This is a genomic window from Streptomyces griseobrunneus (assembly GCF_046713465.1).
Classification (GTDB): Bacteria; Actinomycetota; Actinomycetes; order Streptomycetales; family Streptomycetaceae; genus Streptomyces; species Streptomyces microflavus.
Genome location: NZ_CP177080.1, coordinates 3338636 through 3357727 on the forward strand (window position 1 = coordinate 3338636; position 19092 = coordinate 3357727).

The window sequence follows — 19092 nt, forward strand, 5'->3', positions numbered from 1 at the left end:
GAGGAGGTCTCAGCTCCTGGAGCTGTGGCCCCGGCCCAGCTACGGGGCGACCGGCTCCCGGTCGCCCCGGGTGTCCTCGGCGAGCTGTTCCAGGAACGGCTCCACCGCCGCCCGCCAGCCCTCCGGCTGGTCGTAGTGGACGAGGTGGCCCGCGTCCGCCACCTCCGCGTACTGGCCTCGGGGCAGGACCCGGACCATCTCCTGCGCCTCGGCCCGGCCCAGCTCCCCGTCGAGCCCGCGCAGCACCAGGGTGGGGCAGCGCACCTGGGTCAGCTCCTCCCAGTGGGCGTCGAAGACCCAGGTGGCGCGGGAGCGGAGCATCTGGCTGCGGGAGAAGACCGGGCGCCAGCCGTCCTCGCACTCCGCCATCACCTCGGCGTAGAACTCCCCGCGCGAGGGGTTCGGCCGCTCCACCCACGGGTCGTCCTCGCCGAACCACTTCCGTACGTCGGCGAGGGTGGCGAAAGGCAGCGGCCAGGAGTCGAACCAGTCGCTCCACTCGCGCTGCGAGGCCGCCCCGAGGGCGGAGGCCCGCATGTCGCAGATGACGACGGCCCGGACCAGGTCGGGGCGCTTGGCGGCGAGCTGCCAGCCGGTGAGCGCCCCCATCGCGTGGCCGACGACGGTGACGGGGCCGAGCCCGAGCTGTTCGATCGCGGCCTCGGCGTCGGCGACGTAGGCGTCACGGGTGTACGGGCCTTCGGCCGGCTTGTCGCTGCGGCCGTGGCCCCGCTGGTCGAGGCCGACCGCGCGGTACCGCTCGGCGAGCCAGCGGGCGGTGGGGGCCCAGTGGGAGGCCCGGCCCATGAGCCCGTGCAGCAGTAAGACACCGGGGGCGCGGTCCGCTCCCGCACTGTCCGTCCCCGCACGCTCCTTGGGCGGATCCGCGAACTCCCACGCCGCGAGGCGTACGCCGTCGGCTCCGGTCACATCGATGCGCCGCACCATAGTCCTGGCACCCCCTTCTGGTCCTCGATCACCATGGGCCGTCGATCGCCGCACGGCCGCGCATCACCGCGTGGTCGCGCCACGCCAGACTATCGAACTCCTATTCGAAAACAGGGATCCGCCGTTCAACACCCCACGTTCGAGTGACACCCGGCGAGGATTGCCGTCGGCCGCCCTGGGGAGATCTTCAACGGGAGGCGGACCGCTCGGGGACAGGGGTCCGTGGGGAGTGACCTTGAGAGCTCGGGGCTCCAGGTCAGCACAGGGGAGGACCGGCCCCGGCGCCTCAGGGCGCCGGGGCCGACCCTTGTCCACGACAACGATGGCAGAGGACGGCTGAGCCGCCACCGGACCGCCCCTGACCAGGGCATCCGTGACCGTGGCAGCCACCGGGCGGCAGGCGTGCCGGTACGACGGGCGCATCCCCTGCTCCCTCCCCGACCGTGCCGACCGCATCCGGTCCGGCACCCTCAGGTCATATGCCTGGCCTCAGCCTGGCACGCGATCCGCCCGCCCGCTGCGATTCGGCCCTATCCAGCCCGTCCGGCGTTTGAGGACGGAACCCTCGCCCCGGGGAGCGGCGCCCCGACCCTCCGAGCCGGCCCGGGGAGCACCCAGGACCCCGACGCCAAAGGCGTCAGCGCTTGGCGACGAACACGTGCGAGGCCACCTCGGCGTCCAGCTCGGCCGCCTCCCCGCTGGAACCGACCAGCACCCCGCCGGGCGACTCCGTCACGCTGACCACCGAACCGGGCTGGACCCCCGCCCGCCGCAGCGTGTACATCAGCTGGGCGTCCGTCTGGATCGGCTCCCCGATCCGGCGCACGACTACGGTCTTGCCCTCCGAGCCCGGGTCGAGCTCGGCCAGGCTCACCATGGAGTCGTCCAGGAACGGGTCGGCCTCGGCCTTCTCGCCCAGCTCCTCCAGGCCCGGGATGGGATTCCCGTACGGAGACTCCGTCGGGTGGCGCAGCAGCTCCAGCACCCGCCGCTCCACGGCCTCGCTCATCACGTGCTCCCAGCGGCAGGCCTCGGCGTGGACCTGCTCCCACTCCAGGCCGATCACGTCGACCAGCAGGCACTCGGCGAGCCGGTGCTTGCGCATCACACGCGTCGCGAGGCGGCGCCCCTCCTCGGTCAGCTCCAGATGGCGGTCGCCCGCCACCTGGACCAGCCCGTCGCGCTCCATGCGGGCCACCGTCTGGCTGACCGTCGGACCGCTCTGGTCCAGCCGTTCGGCGATCCGGGCGCGCATGGGGACCACGCCTTCCTCTTCGAGTTCGAGGATGGTGCGGAGATACATCTCCGTGGTGTCGATCAGTCCGGACATACGTGCCCCTCGATGCTGTGACAGAAAATCGTCGTGCGATGGCCCTGCACCAATTCTGACGCATAGCGCCGACAACCGTGCCGCCCCGGCCGAAGGCCGTGCGACGGAGGCCGCCGGGCGCTATTGACAGGCCACTGGTCCAGACCGCAACGTGATCCGCGGCACCGCCATTCCCACCCCGCAGAAACCCCGCGAAAACCCGCAGAATCCCCGCCGAAAGGGCTCTCCCGATGAGCGACAGCAAGCTGGCCGGTCAGTTCTTCGATGCGGCGATCGGCCTGCTCCAGCGGGTACGGGACGAGGAGGCGGGCTCCATCGCGGCCGCCGGGGCGGCCATCGCCGACACGGTCGAAGCGGGGGGCCGGCTCTTCGCGTACGGCGCCGGGCACTCCTCCCTCGCAGCCCAGGACGTCGTCTACCGGGCGGGCGGACTGGCCCTGATGAACCTGCTCACGGTGCCCGGCACCACGGGCGTGGACGTCATGCCCGCCACGCTCGGCTCCGCGCTGGAGCGGGTGGACGGGCTGGCCTCGGCGGTCCTGGACTCCAGCCCCGCGGCCGCCGGCGACGTGCTCGTGATCATCTCGCTCTCCGGCCGCAACGCGCTCCCGGTCGAGATGGCCCAGAACGCCCGGGCCCTCGGGCTGAAGGTCATCGGCGTCACCTCGGTGGCGTACGCGGAGAACACCCGCTCCCGGCACACCTCGGGCGGCTTCCTGCGCGACCACTGCGACATCGTCCTGGACAGCAAGATCGCGATCGGGGACGCGGAGCTGACCGCCCCCGGCATCGAGGCCCCCTTCGCCCCGGCCTCCACGGTGGTGACCAGCGCGATCATGCAGTCGATGATGGCGGCGGCGGCCGAACAGCTGGTGGCCCGCGGCATCGAGCCGCCGCTCCTGAGGTCGGGGAACGTCGACGGCGGCCACGACTGGAACGGCCGGGTCATGACGGAGTACCGGGAGCGGATCTTCTACCGCCACTGAGCCGCCGCGCCGGACAGCGGTCAGGGGCACGTCGGGAGCGTCACCCGGGCCGTCAGCCCGCCGCCCGGGTTCGCCGTGGCGCCGACGTCCCCGCCGTGCGCCCGGGTCACCGACGCCACGATCGAGAGCCCCAGCCCCGCGCCCTCGCCCGGCGCGTGGCGGCGGGCCTGCGCGCGGCGGAACGGCTCGAACAGCAGTGGTACGGCCGCCGGGTCCACCACGGGCCCGGTGTTGGCGACCTCCAGACCGCCCGGGCCGACCCGGACCCGTACCGTCCCGCCCGGGTGGTTGTGGCGCAGCGCGTTGGCGACCAGGTTGTGCACGAGGTGGTCCAGCAGGACCGGGTCCCCCTGGACGCTCACCGGCCGGGCCTCCACGTCGACGGTGACGGCCCGCTCCTTCGCCTCGGCCGCCAGCGCCTCGGTGACCGTGGCGGCGGTCACGTCCAGGTCGACCCGTTCGCGCCGCCGCAGCCCCTCGTCGGAGACGGCGAGGAGCAGCAGTCCCTCGATGAGCTGCTCGCTGTTGTCGGCGGTGTCGATGAGCTTGTCCCGGATCCAGGCGACCTTCTCGGGCGTCGGGTCGTCGGCCAGCCCGATCTCGGCGGCGGCCCGCTGCACGGCGAGCGGGGTGCGCAGTTCGTGGGCGGCGTTGGCGGCGAACCGCTGACGGGCGGCGACCAGCTGCTCGATCCGGTCGAGCATCCCGTCGAAGGTGTCGGCCAGCTCCTTGAGCTCGCCGGGCGGGGCCTGGAGCGCGATCCGCTCGTGGAGGTTGGAGCCGGAGAGCCGGCGCGCCCGGGCGGTGATCACGCCGACCGGCCGCAGCACCCGGCCCGCCATCCACCAGGCGAGGGCGACGGAGAGCGCCGAGTAGACGGCGAGGGAGATCCCGGAGACGGTGAGGAGCTGGTTGAGAGCGGCGTCCCCGGCGGCGGTGGAGACCTTCCGCGCGACGGCGTACTGGCCGGGCTGGACGACGGTGGTCTGCGCCCAGTCGGAGGAGGGCAGCGCGGGCGAGGAGGACGCGCCCAGCTCGGAAGCGGGGACCGTGGGGACCACCGCGGTCATGACGCTGCTGTAGAGGCCCTCGCTGACCAGCACGTAGACGAGCCCCATGAGCAGGACCCCGGCCAGCACCAGGAGTCCGCCGTACAGCGCGGTGAGGCGGGTGCGCTCGCTGTTCACAGGACGCCGCTCCCCGTACTCGTCACGGGGCCGTCCCCGATGCGGTACCCGGCCCCCTGCACGGTCTCGATCACGGTCGGCGCCCCCAGTTTCGTACGGAGCTTGGAGAGGGTCACCCGGACCGCGTTGGTGCGGTAGCTGGTGTCCTCCTCCCACACCTCCTCGATCAGGTCGTCGCCGCTGACGACCGCGCCCTCGGCCCGCAGGAGGGTCTCCAGCACGGCGAACTCCTTGCGGGAGAGAGACAGGAAGCGCCCGTCGCGGCAGACCTGGCGGCGGGCGGTGTCGAGCGTCAGCCCGGCCCGCTCCAGCACCGGCGGGAGCGCGGGGCGGGAGCGGCGGCCGAGCGCGAGGACCCGGGCGAGGAGTTCGTCGTACGCGAACGGCTTGGTCAGGTAGTCGTCGGCGCCGAGCCCGAGGCCGGCCACCCGGTCCCGTACGGTCCCCGAGGCGGTGAGCATCAGGATCCGGGTCAGCAGGCGGGCGCCGACGACCCGCCGGCACACCTCGTCGCCGTGCAGCCCGGGCAGGTCGCGGTCGAGGATCATCACGTCGTACGCGCCGAACCGGAGCTTTTCGAGCGCGGTCGGCCCGTCCGGGGCGATGTCCACCGCGACGGCGTCACGGCGCAGCCCCTCGGCGATCATCCCCGCCAGGAATTCCTCGTCCTCCACCACCAGCACGCGCATGGGCCCTGTGTACCCGAAAGCGATGTTTCGTCGGTGTAAGCATCGGCGCTGAGAGAAACGAAACCGCCTCCTCGCGCACGCTCGGGCCGTCCGTTCCGGACCCGCCCTGTCAGCAACGTACGAGGAGCCCTTCATGATCTTTCTCCCTGCACGGCGGCGCACCATCGCCGCCTGTCTGCTCGCCGCGACCGTCGTCCTGTCCGCCACGGCCTGTTCGGGCGACGGCGGCGGGACGAAGAGCGGCGGATCGGCCTCGGACACGAAGAAGACGAAGGAGGACCAGGCGCTGGAGCACCGCAAGTGCCTGCGTGAGCAGGGCCTGAAGATCCCCGAGCCGAAGCCGGGTGAGGCGGGCGTGGGCATCACCCTGGACGGCGGCGGCATGAGCCAGAAGGAGATGGAGAAGGCGTTCAAGGCCTGTCAGGACAAGGCGGTCGGCGGCGGGCCCAAGGAGCTGACGCAGGCCGAGAAGGACAAGATGGTCGCCTTCGCCCGGTGCATGCGCAAGAACGGCTTCGACATGCCCGACCCGAAGTTCGAGGGCGGGGCGATGCAGGCGGCACCCGCGCTGAAGGCCGAGGACATGAAGAAGTTCGAGAAGGCCAGCAAGGCGTGCGAGAGCGTGGGCCGATGAGGCGCGGACGGGTCGTCGCCGCGGTGGCGGCCGTGCTCGCCGTGACGGCCGGGACCATCGCGGTCACCCAGCTCGGCGGGGCCGAGGAGCCGGCCGGCTCCAGGAACACCGGGCTGCCGCCGGCCACCGCCCCGGTCGAGCGCGGCGACCTGCGCGACAGCGCCCAGGCCGACGGGACCCTCGGCTACGACAAGCAGCGCAAGATCAACTCCGGCGCGGCGGGCACCCTGACCTGGACCCCGCGCACCGGCTCGACCGTCAAGCGGAACGAGCGGCTGTACGAGGTCGACGGCCGGGCGGTCCGGCTGCTGTACGGCTCGGGCCCGATGTACCGGACGCTGAAGGCGGGCGACAAGGGGCGGGACGTCGAGCAGCTGGAACGCAACCTCGCCGCCCTCGGCTACACCGGTTTCACCCCGGACACCGAGTACACCGAGCTGACCGAGGCGGCCGTGAAGCGCTGGCAGAAGGCGCAGGGCAGCAAGCGGACGGGCAGGGTGGGCCCGCAGGACATCGCGTTCGCCCCGGGGAAGGTCCGGATCAAGAGCGTCGAGGCGGCCGTCGGTGACCTGGCCCAGCCGGGCGCCCCGGTCCTCACCACGACCGGCAGCGAGCGCATCGTCACCTTCGAACTGGATGTGGCGGAGAGCCAGTTGGCCAAGGCGGGCACAGAGGTCAGCGTCGATCTGCCGGACGGCACGAGTGCGCCCGGCACGGTCTCCTCGGTCGGCCGGACGGCGAAGCCCGGCGACGACCCGCAGGACAACAGCCCCAAGGTCACGCTGACCATCTCCTTCGACAAGCCGGACGAGGTCGGCGGCTTCGACCAGTCACCGGTCACGGTGAACCTCACCGGCGAGACCCGCAGGGACGTCCTGACCGTCCCCGTGAACGCGCTCCTGGCCCTGCCCGGCGGCGGTTTCGGCGTGGAGGTCGTACGCGGCGGCGCGGTCCGCGAGGTGAAGGTGGAGCTCGGCATGTTCGCCGAGGGCCGGGTCGAGGTGTCCGGCGGCGGGCTGAGCGAGGGCATGAAGGTCGGGGTGCCGAAGATATGAGCGGCGCCGAAGATACGGCTGCGGTCGTCGGCCTCCCGGGCGTCACGAACGAGGACGGCACACGTACGGTCGTCGGGCTCCCGGGCGTCACGAACGAGGACGGCACACGTACGGTCGTCGGCCTCCGGGGCGTCACCAAGGAGTACGCGGGCGGGGTCACCGCCCTGCGCGGGGTGGACCTCACCGTGGCGGAGGGCGAACTCCTCGCCATCGTCGGCCCGTCCGGCTCCGGCAAGTCCACGCTGCTGCACATCGTCGGCACCCTGGACCGCCCCACCGCCGGTTCCGTCCACATCGCGGGCCACGACGTGGCGGCCCTCTCCGACCGCCGCCTCTCCGCCCTGCGCGCCCAGCACGTGGGCTTCGTCTTCCAGGCGTTCCACCTGGTCCCGGGCGTCAGCGCCCGCGACAACGTGGCGGAGGGCCTGCTCTACTCCGGCCTCCCCCGCTCCGTACGCCGCCGCAAGGCCGCCGAGGCGCTGGACCGGGTCGGGCTCGCGGACCGCCTGCACCACAAGCCGCACCAGCTCTCGGGCGGCCAGAAGCAGCGGGTCGCCATCGCGCGGGCCGTCGTCGGTGAACCGGCCCTGCTGCTGGCCGACGAACCGACCGGGGCGCTCGACTCGGCGTCGGGGGCGGCGGTGATGGAGCTGCTGCGGGACCTGAACCGGGAGGGGGCGACGATCGCGGTGATCACGCACGACACGGAGATCGCGGGGAGCCTGCCGCGCGAGGTGCGGATCAGGGACGGCGAGGTGGTGGCGGACGTACGGAACCCGCCTTCCGTCCCGTCCATGGCGGCGGGGGCGGAGCTGTGAGCCGCACAGGCCGGGGCCGGGGCCGGCTCAAGGCGGCCCGGCTGGGCCCCCGGGACGTCCTCCACGTCGGCTCCTCCGGCCTGCGCAGCCGCCCGATGCGGGTCGTGCTCTCCGCCCTGGGCATCGCCATCGGTATCGCGACGATGATCTCGGTGGTCGGCATCTCCGCCTCCAGCCAGGCACAACTCCTCCGCGAACTGGACAAGTTGGGCACCAACCTCCTCGTGGCCTCCCCCGGCGACTCGATGTTCGCCGGGCAGGACGTGACGCTGCCCGAGGGCTCGGTCGGGATGGTGGGCCGGATCAAGGGGGTCCAGGAGGTGGGGGCCACCGCCGACCTGGACGCGACCGTACGCCGCAACGAGAAGATCGACGAGGGCGATACGGGCGGGATCGCGGTCAGGGCGACGACGGCCGACCTGCTCCGCGTGCTGCGCGGCGAGGTCAGCAGCGGCAGCTGGCTCAACGCGGCGACCGGCCGCTACCCCTCCGTCGTGCTCGGCCATGTCTCCGCCGAACGCCTGGGCATCACGAAGCCGGGGCAGCAGGTATGGATAGGTGACCGGTACTTCACGGTCACCGGCATCCTCGCCCCGCTCCCGCTCGCCCCGGAGATCGAACGCTCCGCCCTGGTCGGCTGGGAGGGCGCGAAGCGCCTGCTGGGCTTCGAGGGCCACCCGACCTCGGTGTACGAGCGGTCGGACGACGCGGCGGTGCAGGACGTACGCAAGGTGATGGCGGCGACGGTCGACCCGCAGAACCCCCAGAACGTCAAGGTCACCGACCCGTCGTCGGCGCTCCGCGCGAAAGCGGCGACCGAGGGGGCGTTCAGCAGTCTGCTGCTGGGCCTGGGCGGCATCGCGCTGCTGGTCGGCGGGGTCGGGGTGGCCAACACCATGATCATCTCGGTCCTGGAGCGCCGGTACGAGATCGGCCTGCGCCGCTCGCTGGGCGCGACCCGTGGCCAGATCCGCATCCAGTTCGTCACGGAGTCCCTGATGCTGTCGGGCCTCGGCGGCCTTGCGGGGGTGGCGCTGGGCGCGGCGGCCACGGGGGTGTACGCGCACTCCGGCGGGCTGCCATGGGTGGTCCCGCTGTGGGCGGTCGGCGGAGGCTTCGGCGCGACGCTGGTGATCGGCACGGTGGCGGGCCTCTACCCGGCGGTCCGGGCGTCCCGCCTCTCCCCGACGCTGGCGCTGCACGCGGCGTGAGGCGGGCGGCAAGGGGTGTCGGGGGGCTACTCCCCCGCCCCCACCGCCCGCGCCAGGTCGGCGGCCGCCGCGACCCGGGCCGCCACCGTCTCCGCGTACGCCGTGTCCGGGCGTTCGAAGGCGGACCGGTTCGCCGCGCGCAGGAACGTCAGCACGCCCAGCGTCCGCCCCCGGCTCCGGAGCACCGTGCACAGGGCGTGGGCCGCGTCCCGGGGCCAGCGGCGCTCCGCCGCCCAGGCCGCCCCTCCGGTCTCGCCGGTGCCCGCGCTCGTACGGACCGAGCCGATGCGCTCGACCGCCTGGAGGGCCGGGTGCCCGGGGCCGTAACGGACCGGGATGGAGCCGCCCGCGACCAGCAGGCACGGACCGGGTGCGTCCGAGGGCGTGGCGGCGGTACGCACCAGGCGCTCGCCCGCGGTCAGCTCCCCCGCCGTCAGGCCGCCCGGAGTCAGGTCGAGCAGGACGTGGTCGGCGAACCCGGCCAGCGCGAAGTCGAGCAGGGAGGTCGCCGCCTCCATCGGGTCCTCGCACTCGGCGGCCGCCCGGGCCGCCCGGTGCAGCTGGCTCGTCCGGAACCGCAGCCGGTCCGCCTCCTGCTGCGCGAGCTTGGCGGCGGTGACATCGCGGAAGAGCCACCCCACCCCGAGCGGAACCGGCTCCTCCGCCAGCGGGGAGGCCAGTCGCAGGAACCCGCTGCGCCAGCACCGCCGCCGCTCGCCCTCCGCCGTACGCAGCGTCACCCAGAACTCGGCCGGGGCGCCCGGCGCGCCTTCGGCGAGCACATGCTGCAGGGCCGCCTCCAGCTCCTCGACCCCCTGGACCACCAGCTCGCCGAGCGGCCGGCCGAGGAGGGTGGTGCGGCCGCCGCCGAGCGCCCGGGAGGCGTACGCGTTGACCACCGTCGGGCGGAGGTCGACGTCGACGAGCACCACGCCCCAGGACGCGTCCTCAAGGAGTGCCTCGCTCAGCGCGATGGCCCGCTCCAGGTCGATCTGGGCGTGCACCTCGCTGAACGCGCAGTACACCCCGGCCGGCTTGCCGTCGGCGCCCAGCACCCGGGCGGACTGGGTCCGCACCAGCACCCGGCTGCCGTCCTTGCGCAGCAGCGCGAACTCGTGGACCTGGCGACCCGGCGAGTCCATGGCGGACATGAGCCGCCCCTGCACCTCGTGCGCGTCGGCCCGGCGCACCGCCCACCCCGCGAACCCCGTACGCCCCACGGCCTCCTGCGCGGACCAGCCGAGGATGCGCTCGGCCTCGCGGTTCCAGTGGGTGACGGCGCCGCCCGCGTCGAAGGCGCAGAGGGCCGCGTCCATGCCGTCGAGCAGGGCGGCGAGCAGCTCGGCCCCGGAGTCGGCGGCGGGAGCACCGGCACCGGAGGCGGGCGGTTCGGGGCACATGGGCTCCCCCGTGTCACCGGCATCCACGGGCCCGCCCGAACCGCCACCGGAGCCGCCACCGGAGCCTCCCGGGGGCCCGCTGCCGGGGCCCTCGTCCGGTCCGAGCGCGTCGGTGGTCCCGCTGCTCCTGGAAGCACCCACTCCGTACCCCCCGCAGAACGTGTCGGCCGTTTCCCCGCGCGTCACCGCGCGTATTGCTGCACGTCAGACCATTCAACTCGAACGTGACCCAGCGCACATCCCACTTCGCCAAATAAATGGGTTGAACCGGCTCGGGGGTCGCTCCTAGGCTGATGCCAGCGAAGAAAGGAGGTGTTCCGGAAGTGATTTCTTCTCGGACTCGTGAGGTGACTGCGGGCTGACGCCCGTCGTCGCGCTCTTTGCAGTGCATGGCCGTACGTCGGCCAATCCCAAGCAGTCACCGACCCGCAGGCTCGCCGGTAAGTCCGGCCGGCTCCTCTGTGCACGGAGGAACCAGAGCCTGCGGGTTTCTGCGTTTCCCAGGTGAGGACCGATCTGGCAGCCCTACGGACAGAGCCGCTCCACCTTCCAGGAACCGTCCTCCCTCACGTACCGCAGCCGGTCGTGCAGCCGGTTCCCGTGCCCCTGCCAGAACTCGATGGTCTCCGGGACCACCCGGAAGCCGCCCCAGTTCGGCGGGGCGGGCACCTTCTCGCCCTCCGGGTAGCGCGCGGCCAGCTCCTCGTACCGGCTGATGAGCTCCTCGCGGGAGCCGATCGCGGTGGACTGGTCACTGGCCCAGGCGCCGAGCTGGGAGCCGTGCGGGCGGGTTCGGAAGTAGCCGACGGTCTCCTCGCGGGAGACGCGGGAGGCGGTGCCGGTGACGATCACCTGGCGGGCCATCGGGTGCCAGGGGAAGAGCAGGGAGACGTGGTGGTTGGCGGCCAGCTCGCGGCCCTTGCGGGAGCCGTAGTTCGTGAAGAAGACGAAGCCCCGGTGGTCGTACTGCTTCAGCAGGACCGTACGCGAGGAGGGGCGGCCGTCCGGGGTGGCGGTGGAGACGACCATCGCGTTGGGCTCGTGGAGGACGCCGCCCGCGGCGACCTGGCGGAACCAGCGGGCGAACTGGTCCATCGGGTCGGGGCTGAGGTCGGACTCGGTGAAGTCCTCGGAGCGGTACTGCTCGCGCATGGCAGCGGGATCGATGGTGAAATCGTCGGGGAGGGGTCCCGAAGAACCTTCTGGTGTGGGCACGGGGCCATCCTGCCGCAGCGACCGAGTGTGCCCGGCGAGGAGGTCCCGTAACCACGCACCGCCGAAATGGGGCCCTGTGCCGGATGTCACGCTTCCCCGCTCCGTGGGAACCCGCCAATATCTTGGGGCGGGCCCCTGTGGCTTTCGCACAGCCGCGGCCTTCGTACACACACGGGCATCGGTCCGGTGTCCGTACGGAAGTGGCCGCAGAGGCCCGTAGGAGCCGGCCCGCAGGAGCCGTCGCCCATCCGCCGCCGAACTGAGGGAGCCGCCTGATGTCCGACTTCGTACCCGGTCTTGAGGGAGTCGTCGCGTTCGAAACGGAGATCGCCGAACCGGACAAGGAAGGTGGTTCGCTCCGCTACCGCGGGGTCGACATCGAGGATCTGGTCGGTCACGTCTCCTTCGGCAATGTCTGGGGCCTGCTGGTGGACGGGGCGTTCAACCCCGGGCTGCCGCCGGCCGAGCCGTTCCCGATCCCGGTGCACTCGGGTGACATCCGGGTCGACGTACAGTCCGCGCTCGCGATGCTGGCTCCCGTCTGGGGCCTGAAGCCGCTGCTGGACATCGACGAGGCGACGGCACGGGACGACCTGGCGCGGGCCGCGGTGATGGCACTGTCGTACGTCGCCCAGTCGGCACGTGGCCAGGGACGGCCGATGGTGCCCCAGAGCGAGATCGACAAGGCGCAGTCCGTGGTGGAACGGTTCATGATCCGCTGGCGCGGCGAGCCGGACCCCAAGCACGTGCAGGCGGTCGACGCGTACTGGACGTCGGCGGCCGAGCACGGCATGAACGCCTCGACGTTCACGGCCCGGGTCATCGCCTCGACGGGCGCGGACGTCGCGGCCGCGCTCTCCGGCGCGGTGGGCGCGATGTCGGGCCCACTGCACGGCGGCGCCCCGTCCCGGGTCCTCGGCATGATCGAGGAGATCGAGCGTACGGGGGACGCGACGGCGTATGTGAAGGGTGCCCTGGACCGGGGCGAGCGCCTGATGGGCTTCGGCCACCGCGTCTACCGCGCGGAGGACCCGCGCGCCCGCGTCCTGCGCCGCACGGCCCGTGAGCTGGCGGCGCCGCGCTTCGAGGTGGCGGAGGCGCTGGAGAAGGCCGCGCTGGAGGAGCTGCACGCGCGGCGCCCCGACCGCGTACTGGCGACGAACGTCGAGTTCTGGGCGGCGATCGTGCTGGACTTCGCGGAGGTCCCGGCGCACATGTTCACGTCGATGTTCACGTGTGCCCGGACGGCGGGCTGGTCGGCGCACATCCTGGAGCAGAAGCGCACGGGCCGCCTGGTGCGCCCGTCGGCGACGTACGTCGGTCCCGGCACGCGGAACCCGCGCGAGATCGAGGGGTTCGCGGACATCGCGGGGTGAGGGGCCCCGTAGGTGTACGGGATGTTGGATGTGCCGGTACGGGGTACTCGTACCGGCACATCTGCGACCCGAGGAGGCCCACGGTGACCGCTCCCCGACCGTCCCTGACCCTGTCCAGCACGGTGCTCGAAGCCCCGGACGCGGCGGAGCTGGCGGACTTCTACCGCCGCCTGCTGGGGTGGGAGCCGGTGCAGGAGGAGCCGGACTGGGTGAAGCTCCTCCCACCGGGCGGTGGCTCGGGCCTGAGTTTCCAGACGTCGAAGCCGTACGTCCCCCCGGTCTGGCCCGCCTCCTCCGGGGACCAGCTGATGATGCTGCACCTGGACTTCGAGGTGACGGACCTGGAGGCGGGCGTGGCCCACGCGGTTGTGGAGGGCGCGACACCGGCGGAGTTCCAGCCGCAGCACGACGTACGGGTGCTCTTCGACCCGGTGGGCCACCCGTTCTGCCTGTTCGTGAGCGACCGGGTGCCGGGCGCGACTCCGGCGATCAGCCCCGAGTGGGTGGCGGAGCAGACCCGGGACATCGAGGCGCAGGACCGGGTGACGGCGGCGGACGCGGTGGAGCCGGGCCGGCGGGAGGCGGCGGGTACGGCGGAGCCGGAGGCCGGGGACGGGGTTCCGGCCTAGTTGACCTAGTTGACCTAGTTGACCTAGTTGAAGGGAACGGCGTCCTTCGGCGCGGTGTGCCAGTTGGTGACGACCGGCTTGTCGACGGTGATGGTGCCGACCTTCAGGGAGACCGGGTTGGCGTCGTCGTTGCCGATGGCGACGATGATGCTGTCGAGCTCCTTGCCCCAGTCGGTGTTGGTGGTCTTGGGGTTGACCCCCGCGTAGGCGGTGGTGCCCCCGCTCAGCGTGATCGCCTTGCCGACGGACTGCTCGGCGGGCCCGGCCTCGGTGCCGTCGGACCCGAAGGCGACGGTGGGCAGCGCGGCCGGCAGGACGCAGGTGATCCCGGACTTGGCCTTCGCCATGACGAGGATGTAGCCACCGGCCTGGCTCTCGGACCGGGTGCTCCAGGAGAGGTCGTTGGCGCCACAGACCTGCCCGACCTGCTCCCGCTCCCCGGACCCGGTGTCGGCGCCGGAGCCTTCCCTGCCGCCGGAGGCCGAGGCGGACGGATCGGCGTCCGGGGCGCCCGCACTGGCGGACGGGGTGACCGCGGGGCCATCGGCACCGGCGGACGGCTCCGAACCGGCGGAGGGCGAACTGCTCTGCGCGGCCCCGGCGTCCCCTCCACCGCTCCCGTCGGTGTCCTGGCACGCCGTCATCAGCAGGGCGCCGCCGACGAGGGCTGCGGAGACGAGGAGGGCCTTGCGACGGTTGCGGTTGCCGGACATGAGATCCCCTTGTGTGGTCCGAGGCGTCGGGGCCGAAGTGGTTCCGGCTTCCCGTTCCCGGTGCTGCCTCGATCACCGACTAGGAGCTGCGCGGGAGCCGAGGGGATCCCGGCGTCTTCGTTCCCGGACAACGCTGTCACCGGCCGGTGACCTGACCACAAGGCGCCCGACCCCGGCGTGCCGGGGTTGCTGGGCACGTAACTCCTCACGTACACGGTGACGTTCGCCGACCGCCCCCCGACGACACCACGGCGAACGCTCACCTTCGCTCCACCGCTCCCCCTCACCCTCCGCCTCCTCAGGCCATGTCCGCGTACCCGTCGTGGAACAGCGCGGAGAAGCTGGAAAACTCCTGCAGATCGCCGTACTTCGGTGCGAACAGATAGGCGGTCCACTCACCATCGGGCCCGACGGCGGTCGGATCGAGCAGCCAGAGATCCTCCCCCGCGGCAACTTCGATGCACTGGCGGAACAGCTGCACGTAGTCGTCGTTGGCGGGATTCTCCCCGTAGATCCGTATCAAGTCGGAACCGGCATCGCTGTCCCGCATCCAGGCGACCTCGCCGCACGGATGAACAAGGTCCGCCCACCCCTTCACCCGCTTCCACCCATTGCTGGCCAGGAAGAACCCCCTGAGGCTCGGAGGGAGCCTCACCCCGAGCCGCTCCTCGACCGCCGCCAGCTCCTCCTCCGAAGAGGGCGCTTCACCCAACCATTGCTCAAGCCGTCCCTCCTCCAGCAGGTCCCACTGGTCGTCGTCCAGCAGGTCGGCCAACTCCTGGTCGGAAGCCTCGTTCTTCATGTACCGCTCGTCCCACCGCTCCAGAAAGCCACGCCATTCCTCCGGCGTGGTCGGGACGTCGTTAACTCCACTGCCTTCAGCCTTGGCTGTCTCCTCCATGCGGCTCGTGCTCGCAGGCCCCTATGACATCGCCACCGGGCTCAGGACCGGCCGGCGAGACGTGGTACGGCCCCAGGCCGGTGGCCCCCGCGCGTGCGGGGACGGTCCGCCAGGCGTCGGCGGACCGCTCGTCATGCCCCACGGCCAGGCCCCCGGACACCGGGCACACGTAACGCCGCCCTCGTCCGACTCGTTGTCGCGAGAGGCGAGAGACATGGGTGGTCGACGCCCGTGAAAGCCCAGGAGGCTTGGGAAACATGATCGAAGAGGACGGCGGCGCCGGGGGATGCCCGGCATCGCGGGAGGAGCCGCGCGTCGCGCACTCCCGCACGCTGCGATTCTGGCTCGATCCGGCGAATATCGCGGTGTGCCTCGGTCAGGCAGGTGCCGTCGCCAGGACGAAGGCCGGACCAGCGGTCGCCTTCCAGGTCAACGACCCGTCGCTGATCCGTAAAGTCGGCTGTGGGGAGGACATCTTCCAGGCCTGGAGCGCGGACCCCTGCCTTCGGGACTTCACCGGAGACGGCTTCTCCGGGTCCGAGGGCCAGGCCCACCGGGACCGGCGCGCTCTGATGAAACCGGCGCTCGCGGCACCCCGTCTGACGGCTCTGGGACCGTCCGTACGGGACAGCACCGAGGACCTGCTCGCCGGGCTTCCCGCCGACCGCCCCGTCGACATCCCCGTCGAGATGAGCCGCCTCGTGGCGGGACTCGTCATCGAGACCGTGCTGAACAGCGGCATCTCCCCGGACACGCTGGCCGAGCTCGCACGAGCACGTTCCGTGCTGTCCGCGGGGGTGTTCTGGAAGTACGCGCTGTCGCCGTGGCCCTGGGTGCCCACGCCGCGGGGCCGCGCCTTCCGCCGTGCCTTGGGGACGCTGAACGAGGCCACCCGGGAGGTGTACGAACGCCACCAGCCGGACGCGGACGGAAACGACGTCGTCTCCCTGCTCAAGCGCTCGTCCGACAACCGGCCGGACGCGGCGCTGCACGACCTGCGGGCGCTGCTGTTCGCCGGCATCGAGGCCACGGCCTCGACACTCGCCTGGGCCTGCTACGAGTTGGGCCGCCACCCCGACCACCAGGCGGCCATCCGGGCCGAGGCCGACGCCGTCCTGGGCGCCGACGCCCCGGCCGATGCGGTCCGACCCGACCTGATGCCCCGTACCGCCGGCTTCGTCAGGGAGGTCACGCGACTCCACGGCATCCCGTTCCTGGTACGCCGGCCCCGCCACGCGACGTACGTGGGCGAGCAGCCGGTACCCGCCGGAGCCCTGGTGACCCTGCCCCTGGGCGCACTGCGTCGCGACCCTGCCCGGTACGCGCGGCCTGAGGAGTTCGACCCGCTGCGCTGGTCGCCCGAGGCCCACCCCCAGCTCTCCCCCGCCGCCCTGCTCCCCTACGGGCTCGGCCCCCGGTATTGCCCCGGCGCCGCAGCCTCCGAGATCCTGACGCCCGTCGCGCTGGCGAGCCTGGTCCGCTCGCGAACCCTCCGTACGACGACGCCCGGCGGAACCGTCCGCGTCAGCCTGGAACTCACCCCCATGCCCAAGGGGCTGACCATGCTGGCCGCACCCCGTGAGCCGCACCCGCCTGTTCCTGGGCCGACACCCGGTGAGCAAGCTGCCCCCGTCCGACGGCCCTGAGCGAAGGGGCCCGCGTGGACGACGGCGGCTTAGGTCCCGCAGGTTGGCTCACGGATACGAACGTGAGTACGGCAACTCATGTGGCGGGGGTCAGCAGACGGCAGAGTTCCGGTCGTTGACAGATCGGTGCCATGGTGCAGGCCTTCGCACTCGGCGCCATGTACCGCTCCGTCACCGAGCGGCGGGCCCACGGCACCGCGAACGGCGTCAGCAGGGCCTGAACTCGATGACCGAGGACCCGCTGTCGAACGAGGAAATCGCCGCGAAACCCGTACGCGGGCCAGGCCTCGACCTTCATCCGGGTGTCCCCGCGCGTGCGGGGACGACCCCCCGGAATGCGCCGCGTGCACGGCGGCTTGTCCGTGGTCCAGCTCCGACCACGCATCGCGACCGCGGCCGCGCCTTCTCCCGCCGAGCCGGCACGCGAACAGGGCCCCGGCCGTACGCACGGCCAGGACCCATGTACCGCCTACGCCCGGACAGGCCGGATGACCGCCGACGGGTCGCGCAGCCACACCTGCTGGCCCCGGCTGGTCACGGTCAGCCCGAACTGGTCGGCGTCGGGCCGTCCCACAGTCTCGTACTCCACCAAGCCTGTTCGATCTCCTCCCACAGCGACCCGGGTCCGTACTGCCACACCTCATCCCCCGTGGCAGCCGTCGCGGCGGCACCATCCTCGCGGGTGACCCAGACCTGGACACCAACGGCGGTGTTCTGGTGGATGAGGCGTACACCGGGGAGCCGGGCCCCGGCGTACAGGGCGAACCCGAGATCGAGGAGCCGGGCGGGGTCCAGGCCGGCGGCGCGGGCCCGCCCCTTGCCCCGTACGTCGTGGAGGTCGGGGGTGCGGTGGGAGCGCATCGGCATGTACGTGGCCCCGCCGCAGAACGGGCCGGTCGCCGTGCCGTCGTCCTGGACGTGGAGCTGGACCAGGGCACCGGACCAGAACTCCCGGGACAGCGGGGCGCAGGGAGGATCCAGTTCTTCGACCTGCGGGAGCCTGATCAAGCCGACGAGACGTGGCTGCGGGGCCTCCAGGCGGCGCGCGAAGCTGAGGACCACCTTCTCGGCGCGGCGGCGCTGGCGCACATGGCCTTCGTTCCGGGGTGGGAGGGGCTCCGCGAGGCGGCAGCCCAGCGGATCGTCGCGGCGCGGACGTACGCCCGCCGGGGAGACGCACCTGGGCTACTGGTGGCCTGGATCGACGCTGTCGAGGCCGAGTGCGAGACGCGGTCCGGCCACACCCGTATGGCTCTCCACCTGATCGGCCACGGCGAGGACGTACTCGCTGCCGGCTGTGATCACGACGTGCCGGAGTGGTTCTCATTGGGACCCAAGCCGTTTGCCCAGACCTGGGCCCCGTCAACGGTGTCCTGATCGGTGCGATGTGGGTACCTGGAAAGACGTCGATAGCCGCGCCGGGCGAAGTTCGCCCACACGGCGGTCAGATTGCTCTCGACGATCTCCGCTCGGTGAGGGTCTCCCTCCGGAGCCGGATGAACCTGCCCCATGAAGTCACCGTCGATGATCGCGTGAGCGACGGCCTCGGCGCGCAGTAGCACCGAAATCTCCTATCCCACCGTCGTCTTGCCGACGCCGGCTCGTCCCCCGATGAGCAGTACTTCTGCGTGATCCATGGGGGTAGCGTGTCAGCGGGGACCGCCTCATGCGAGTCAATTCCGTGGAAGGCGAAACCAGTTGACGGGATTGGCAGAATGTCCGGCATGGGGACGGACATGAGCGGCTTTCTCGAGTACCGGGCGTCGCAGGACGGTAGGGATGCGGTCTGGTACGGCGCGCACGACCTCGACTCCCTCAATGACGTCCGTAACTACGATGCGTTCGGGTGCCTCTTCGGGGTCCGCAACTACGCCAACTTCCGCCCCCTGGCTGCGGGCCGGGGCCTTCCCCCCGACGTCTCAGCTGCGCTGAGTGCGCAATTCACGCAGCTGACCGAGTGGTACTCCGAGGATGGCGTTCACGGCGCCACGTGGATCACGTGGGCCGAGGTGAAGGCGGTCGACTGGGACGAGGCCGCGGAGAAGCCCGACAGCAGGCTGCACGAGTACCGCCGGACTCACGCCGGGCTCAGGATGACGGGCAAGGCGGCCTGGAGCGCCGCATTCGCCGAGGCTGTCGGTCTCGAAAGAGGTGAAGAGCGGGAATGGGCCGAAGGAAGTGAGTGGCTCATCCGGGACACGGTCTACAGATCGGTCATCCTTCGCCGCAGAGACGCCGTCACCGACACCGGGGAGTGGCAACCCGTATGGAGAGCCATGGAGGCTCTCGCTGCACAGCACGGTGACGACAACGTGCGCCTGGTCGTGTGGTTCGACGACTGAGCAAGTCGCTGC

Annotated in this window: 17 protein-coding genes and 2 pseudogenes; 10 read left to right on the forward strand and 9 right to left on the reverse strand. The window is 72.0% G+C overall.

What is annotated here, in order from left to right; all coding sequences use genetic code 11:
• Positions 1-39: 39 nt before the first annotated feature.
• Both ACK8N7_RS15050 and ACK8N7_RS15055 read right to left on the reverse strand, forming a co-directional pair.
• Positions 40-948 (reverse strand): alpha/beta fold hydrolase, encoded by a 909-nt coding sequence (locus tag ACK8N7_RS15050; protein WP_403216839.1) that lies wholly within the window; start codon positions 946-948, stop codon positions 40-42.
• 637 nt (positions 949-1585) lie between these two features.
• A complete protein-coding gene (locus tag ACK8N7_RS15055; protein WP_015610520.1) occupies positions 1586-2278 on the reverse strand; it encodes an iron-dependent transcriptional repressor DtxR in 693 nt (230 codons plus the stop codon).
• A 230-nt stretch (positions 2279-2508) separates the two neighbouring features.
• On the opposite strand from ACK8N7_RS15055, the gene ACK8N7_RS15060 reads away from it, so the two are divergent.
• Positions 2509-3264 carry an SIS domain-containing protein gene (locus ACK8N7_RS15060; RefSeq protein WP_015610519.1) on the forward strand — a complete coding sequence of 252 codons (756 nt, stop codon included), beginning with the start codon at positions 2509-2511 and terminating at the stop codon, positions 3262-3264.
• A gap of 20 nt (positions 3265-3284) precedes the next feature.
• Here the strand turns inward: ACK8N7_RS15060 and ACK8N7_RS15065 are convergent, their stop codons facing one another.
• On the reverse strand, positions 3285-4451 hold the full coding sequence (locus ACK8N7_RS15065; RefSeq protein ID WP_403217082.1) for a sensor histidine kinase: 1167 nt from the start codon (positions 4449-4451) through the stop codon (positions 3285-3287).
• Positions 4448-5140, reverse strand: coding sequence for a response regulator transcription factor (locus ACK8N7_RS15070; protein WP_500442725.1), 693 nt, complete (start codon positions 5138-5140; stop codon positions 4448-4450). The genes ACK8N7_RS15065 and ACK8N7_RS15070 overlap by 4 nt, the downstream gene beginning before the upstream one ends.
• Before the next feature lie 133 nt (positions 5141-5273).
• Here ACK8N7_RS15070 and ACK8N7_RS15075 point away from each other — a divergent pair, with 133 nt between their 5' ends.
• From ACK8N7_RS15075 to ACK8N7_RS15090, 4 genes are read left to right on the forward strand one after another with little or no spacing between them, the layout of a single operon-like run.
• Positions 5274-5774, forward strand: coding sequence for a hypothetical protein (locus ACK8N7_RS15075; protein ID WP_403217086.1), 501 nt, complete (start codon positions 5274-5276; stop codon positions 5772-5774).
• Positions 5771-6829 carry an efflux RND transporter periplasmic adaptor subunit gene (locus ACK8N7_RS15080; RefSeq protein WP_500442727.1) on the forward strand — a complete coding sequence of 353 codons (1059 nt, stop codon included), beginning with the start codon at positions 5771-5773 and terminating at the stop codon, positions 6827-6829. Before ACK8N7_RS15075 ends, ACK8N7_RS15080 begins: the two co-directional genes overlap by 4 nt.
• Positions 6826-7647, forward strand: coding sequence for an ABC transporter ATP-binding protein (locus ACK8N7_RS15085; protein WP_500442729.1), 822 nt, complete (start codon positions 6826-6828; stop codon positions 7645-7647). Before ACK8N7_RS15080 ends, ACK8N7_RS15085 begins: the two co-directional genes overlap by 4 nt.
• Complete coding sequence (locus tag ACK8N7_RS15090) at positions 7644-8858, forward strand: ABC transporter permease (RefSeq protein ID WP_015610513.1); 1215 nt, start codon at positions 7644-7646, stop codon at positions 8856-8858. The genes ACK8N7_RS15085 and ACK8N7_RS15090 overlap by 4 nt, the downstream gene beginning before the upstream one ends.
• Positions 8859-8884: 26 nt before the next feature.
• On the opposite strand, the gene ACK8N7_RS15095 is transcribed toward ACK8N7_RS15090, so the two are convergent.
• Together ACK8N7_RS15095 and pdxH are read right to left on the reverse strand one after the other, a co-directional pair.
• Positions 8885-10399, reverse strand: a complete 1515-nt coding sequence (locus tag ACK8N7_RS15095) for a PAS domain-containing protein (protein ID WP_500442731.1) — start codon at positions 10397-10399, stop codon at positions 8885-8887.
• A 384-nt stretch (positions 10400-10783) separates the two neighbouring features.
• On the reverse strand, positions 10784-11410 hold the full coding sequence (gene pdxH, locus ACK8N7_RS15100; protein ID WP_403217270.1) for a pyridoxamine 5'-phosphate oxidase: 627 nt from the start codon (positions 11408-11410) through the stop codon (positions 10784-10786).
• Between the two features lie 338 nt (positions 11411-11748).
• On the opposite strand from pdxH, the gene ACK8N7_RS15105 reads away from it, so the two are divergent.
• Together ACK8N7_RS15105 and ACK8N7_RS15110 are read left to right on the forward strand one after the other, a co-directional pair.
• The gene (locus tag ACK8N7_RS15105) at positions 11749-12849 is read left to right on the forward strand and encodes a citrate synthase 2 (protein WP_403217094.1); all 1101 of its coding nucleotides are present in this window, start codon (positions 11749-11751) and stop codon (positions 12847-12849) included.
• Between the two features lie 83 nt (positions 12850-12932).
• Positions 12933-13478, forward strand: coding sequence for a VOC family protein (locus ACK8N7_RS15110; RefSeq protein WP_403217096.1), 546 nt, complete (start codon positions 12933-12935; stop codon positions 13476-13478).
• A 23-nt stretch (positions 13479-13501) separates the two neighbouring features.
• On the opposite strand, the gene ACK8N7_RS15115 is transcribed toward ACK8N7_RS15110, so the two are convergent.
• Together ACK8N7_RS15115 and ACK8N7_RS15120 are read right to left on the reverse strand one after the other, a co-directional pair.
• Complete coding sequence (locus tag ACK8N7_RS15115) at positions 13502-14191, reverse strand: DUF4232 domain-containing protein (protein WP_500442733.1); 690 nt, start codon at positions 14189-14191, stop codon at positions 13502-13504.
• Between the two features lie 298 nt (positions 14192-14489).
• Positions 14490-15092, reverse strand: coding sequence for an SMI1/KNR4 family protein (locus ACK8N7_RS15120; RefSeq protein WP_403217100.1), 603 nt, complete (start codon positions 15090-15092; stop codon positions 14490-14492).
• A gap of 257 nt (positions 15093-15349) precedes the next feature.
• On the opposite strand from ACK8N7_RS15120, the gene ACK8N7_RS15125 reads away from it, so the two are divergent.
• Positions 15350-16738: a cytochrome P450 gene (locus ACK8N7_RS15125; RefSeq protein ID WP_500442735.1), complete on the forward strand. Its 1389-nt coding sequence runs from the start codon at positions 15350-15352 to the stop codon at positions 16736-16738.
• A 469-nt stretch (positions 16739-17207) separates the two neighbouring features.
• On the opposite strand, the pseudogene ACK8N7_RS15130 reads toward ACK8N7_RS15125, so the two are convergent.
• Positions 17208-17707 (reverse strand): annotated as a pseudogene (locus tag ACK8N7_RS15130) (methyltransferase domain-containing protein); the annotation flags it as partial.
• On the opposite strand from ACK8N7_RS15130, the pseudogene ACK8N7_RS15135 reads away from it, so the two are divergent.
• Together ACK8N7_RS15135 and ACK8N7_RS15140 are read left to right on the forward strand one after the other, a co-directional pair.
• Positions 17705-18061: pseudogene (locus tag ACK8N7_RS15135) on the forward strand (transcriptional regulator); the annotation flags it as partial. The pseudogenes ACK8N7_RS15130 and ACK8N7_RS15135 sit on opposite strands and share 3 nt — an antisense overlap.
• A 401-nt stretch (positions 18062-18462) precedes the next feature.
• On the forward strand, positions 18463-19080 hold the full coding sequence (locus ACK8N7_RS15140) for a hypothetical protein (protein WP_500442737.1): 618 nt from the start codon (positions 18463-18465) through the stop codon (positions 19078-19080).
• Positions 19081-19092: the final 12 nt, after the last annotated feature.

What these genes read in the sequence shown, in the direction of transcription:
- ACK8N7_RS15105 (WP_403217094.1), top strand. Translation starts at nt 11,749, where the DNA reads ATGTCCGACTTCGTACCCGGTCTTGAGGGAGTCGTCGCGTTCGAAACG.
- ACK8N7_RS15125 (WP_500442735.1), top strand. Translation starts at nt 15,350, where the DNA reads ATGATCGAAGAGGACGGCGGCGCCGGGGGATGCCCGGCATCGCGGGAG.
- ACK8N7_RS15050 (WP_403216839.1), bottom strand. Translation starts at nt 948, where the DNA reads ATGGTGCGGCGCATCGATGTGACCGGAGCCGACGGCGTACGCCTCGCG.
- ACK8N7_RS15115 (WP_500442733.1), bottom strand. Translation starts at nt 14,191, where the DNA reads ATGTCCGGCAACCGCAACCGTCGCAAGGCCCTCCTCGTCTCCGCAGCC.
- ACK8N7_RS15085 (WP_500442729.1), top strand. Translation starts at nt 6,826, where the DNA reads ATGAGCGGCGCCGAAGATACGGCTGCGGTCGTCGGCCTCCCGGGCGTC.
- ACK8N7_RS15140 (WP_500442737.1), top strand. Translation starts at nt 18,463, where the DNA reads ATGGGGACGGACATGAGCGGCTTTCTCGAGTACCGGGCGTCGCAGGAC.
- ACK8N7_RS15060 (WP_015610519.1), top strand. Translation starts at nt 2,509, where the DNA reads ATGAGCGACAGCAAGCTGGCCGGTCAGTTCTTCGATGCGGCGATCGGC.
- ACK8N7_RS15070 (WP_500442725.1), bottom strand. Translation starts at nt 5,140, where the DNA reads ATGCGCGTGCTGGTGGTGGAGGACGAGGAATTCCTGGCGGGGATGATC.
- ACK8N7_RS15120 (WP_403217100.1), bottom strand. Translation starts at nt 15,092, where the DNA reads ATGGAGGAGACAGCCAAGGCTGAAGGCAGTGGAGTTAACGACGTCCCG.
- pdxH (WP_403217270.1), bottom strand. Translation starts at nt 11,410, where the DNA reads ATGCGCGAGCAGTACCGCTCCGAGGACTTCACCGAGTCCGACCTCAGC.
- ACK8N7_RS15080 (WP_500442727.1), top strand. Translation starts at nt 5,771, where the DNA reads ATGAGGCGCGGACGGGTCGTCGCCGCGGTGGCGGCCGTGCTCGCCGTG.
- ACK8N7_RS15055 (WP_015610520.1), bottom strand. Translation starts at nt 2,278, where the DNA reads ATGTCCGGACTGATCGACACCACGGAGATGTATCTCCGCACCATCCTC.
- ACK8N7_RS15075 (WP_403217086.1), top strand. Translation starts at nt 5,274, where the DNA reads ATGATCTTTCTCCCTGCACGGCGGCGCACCATCGCCGCCTGTCTGCTC.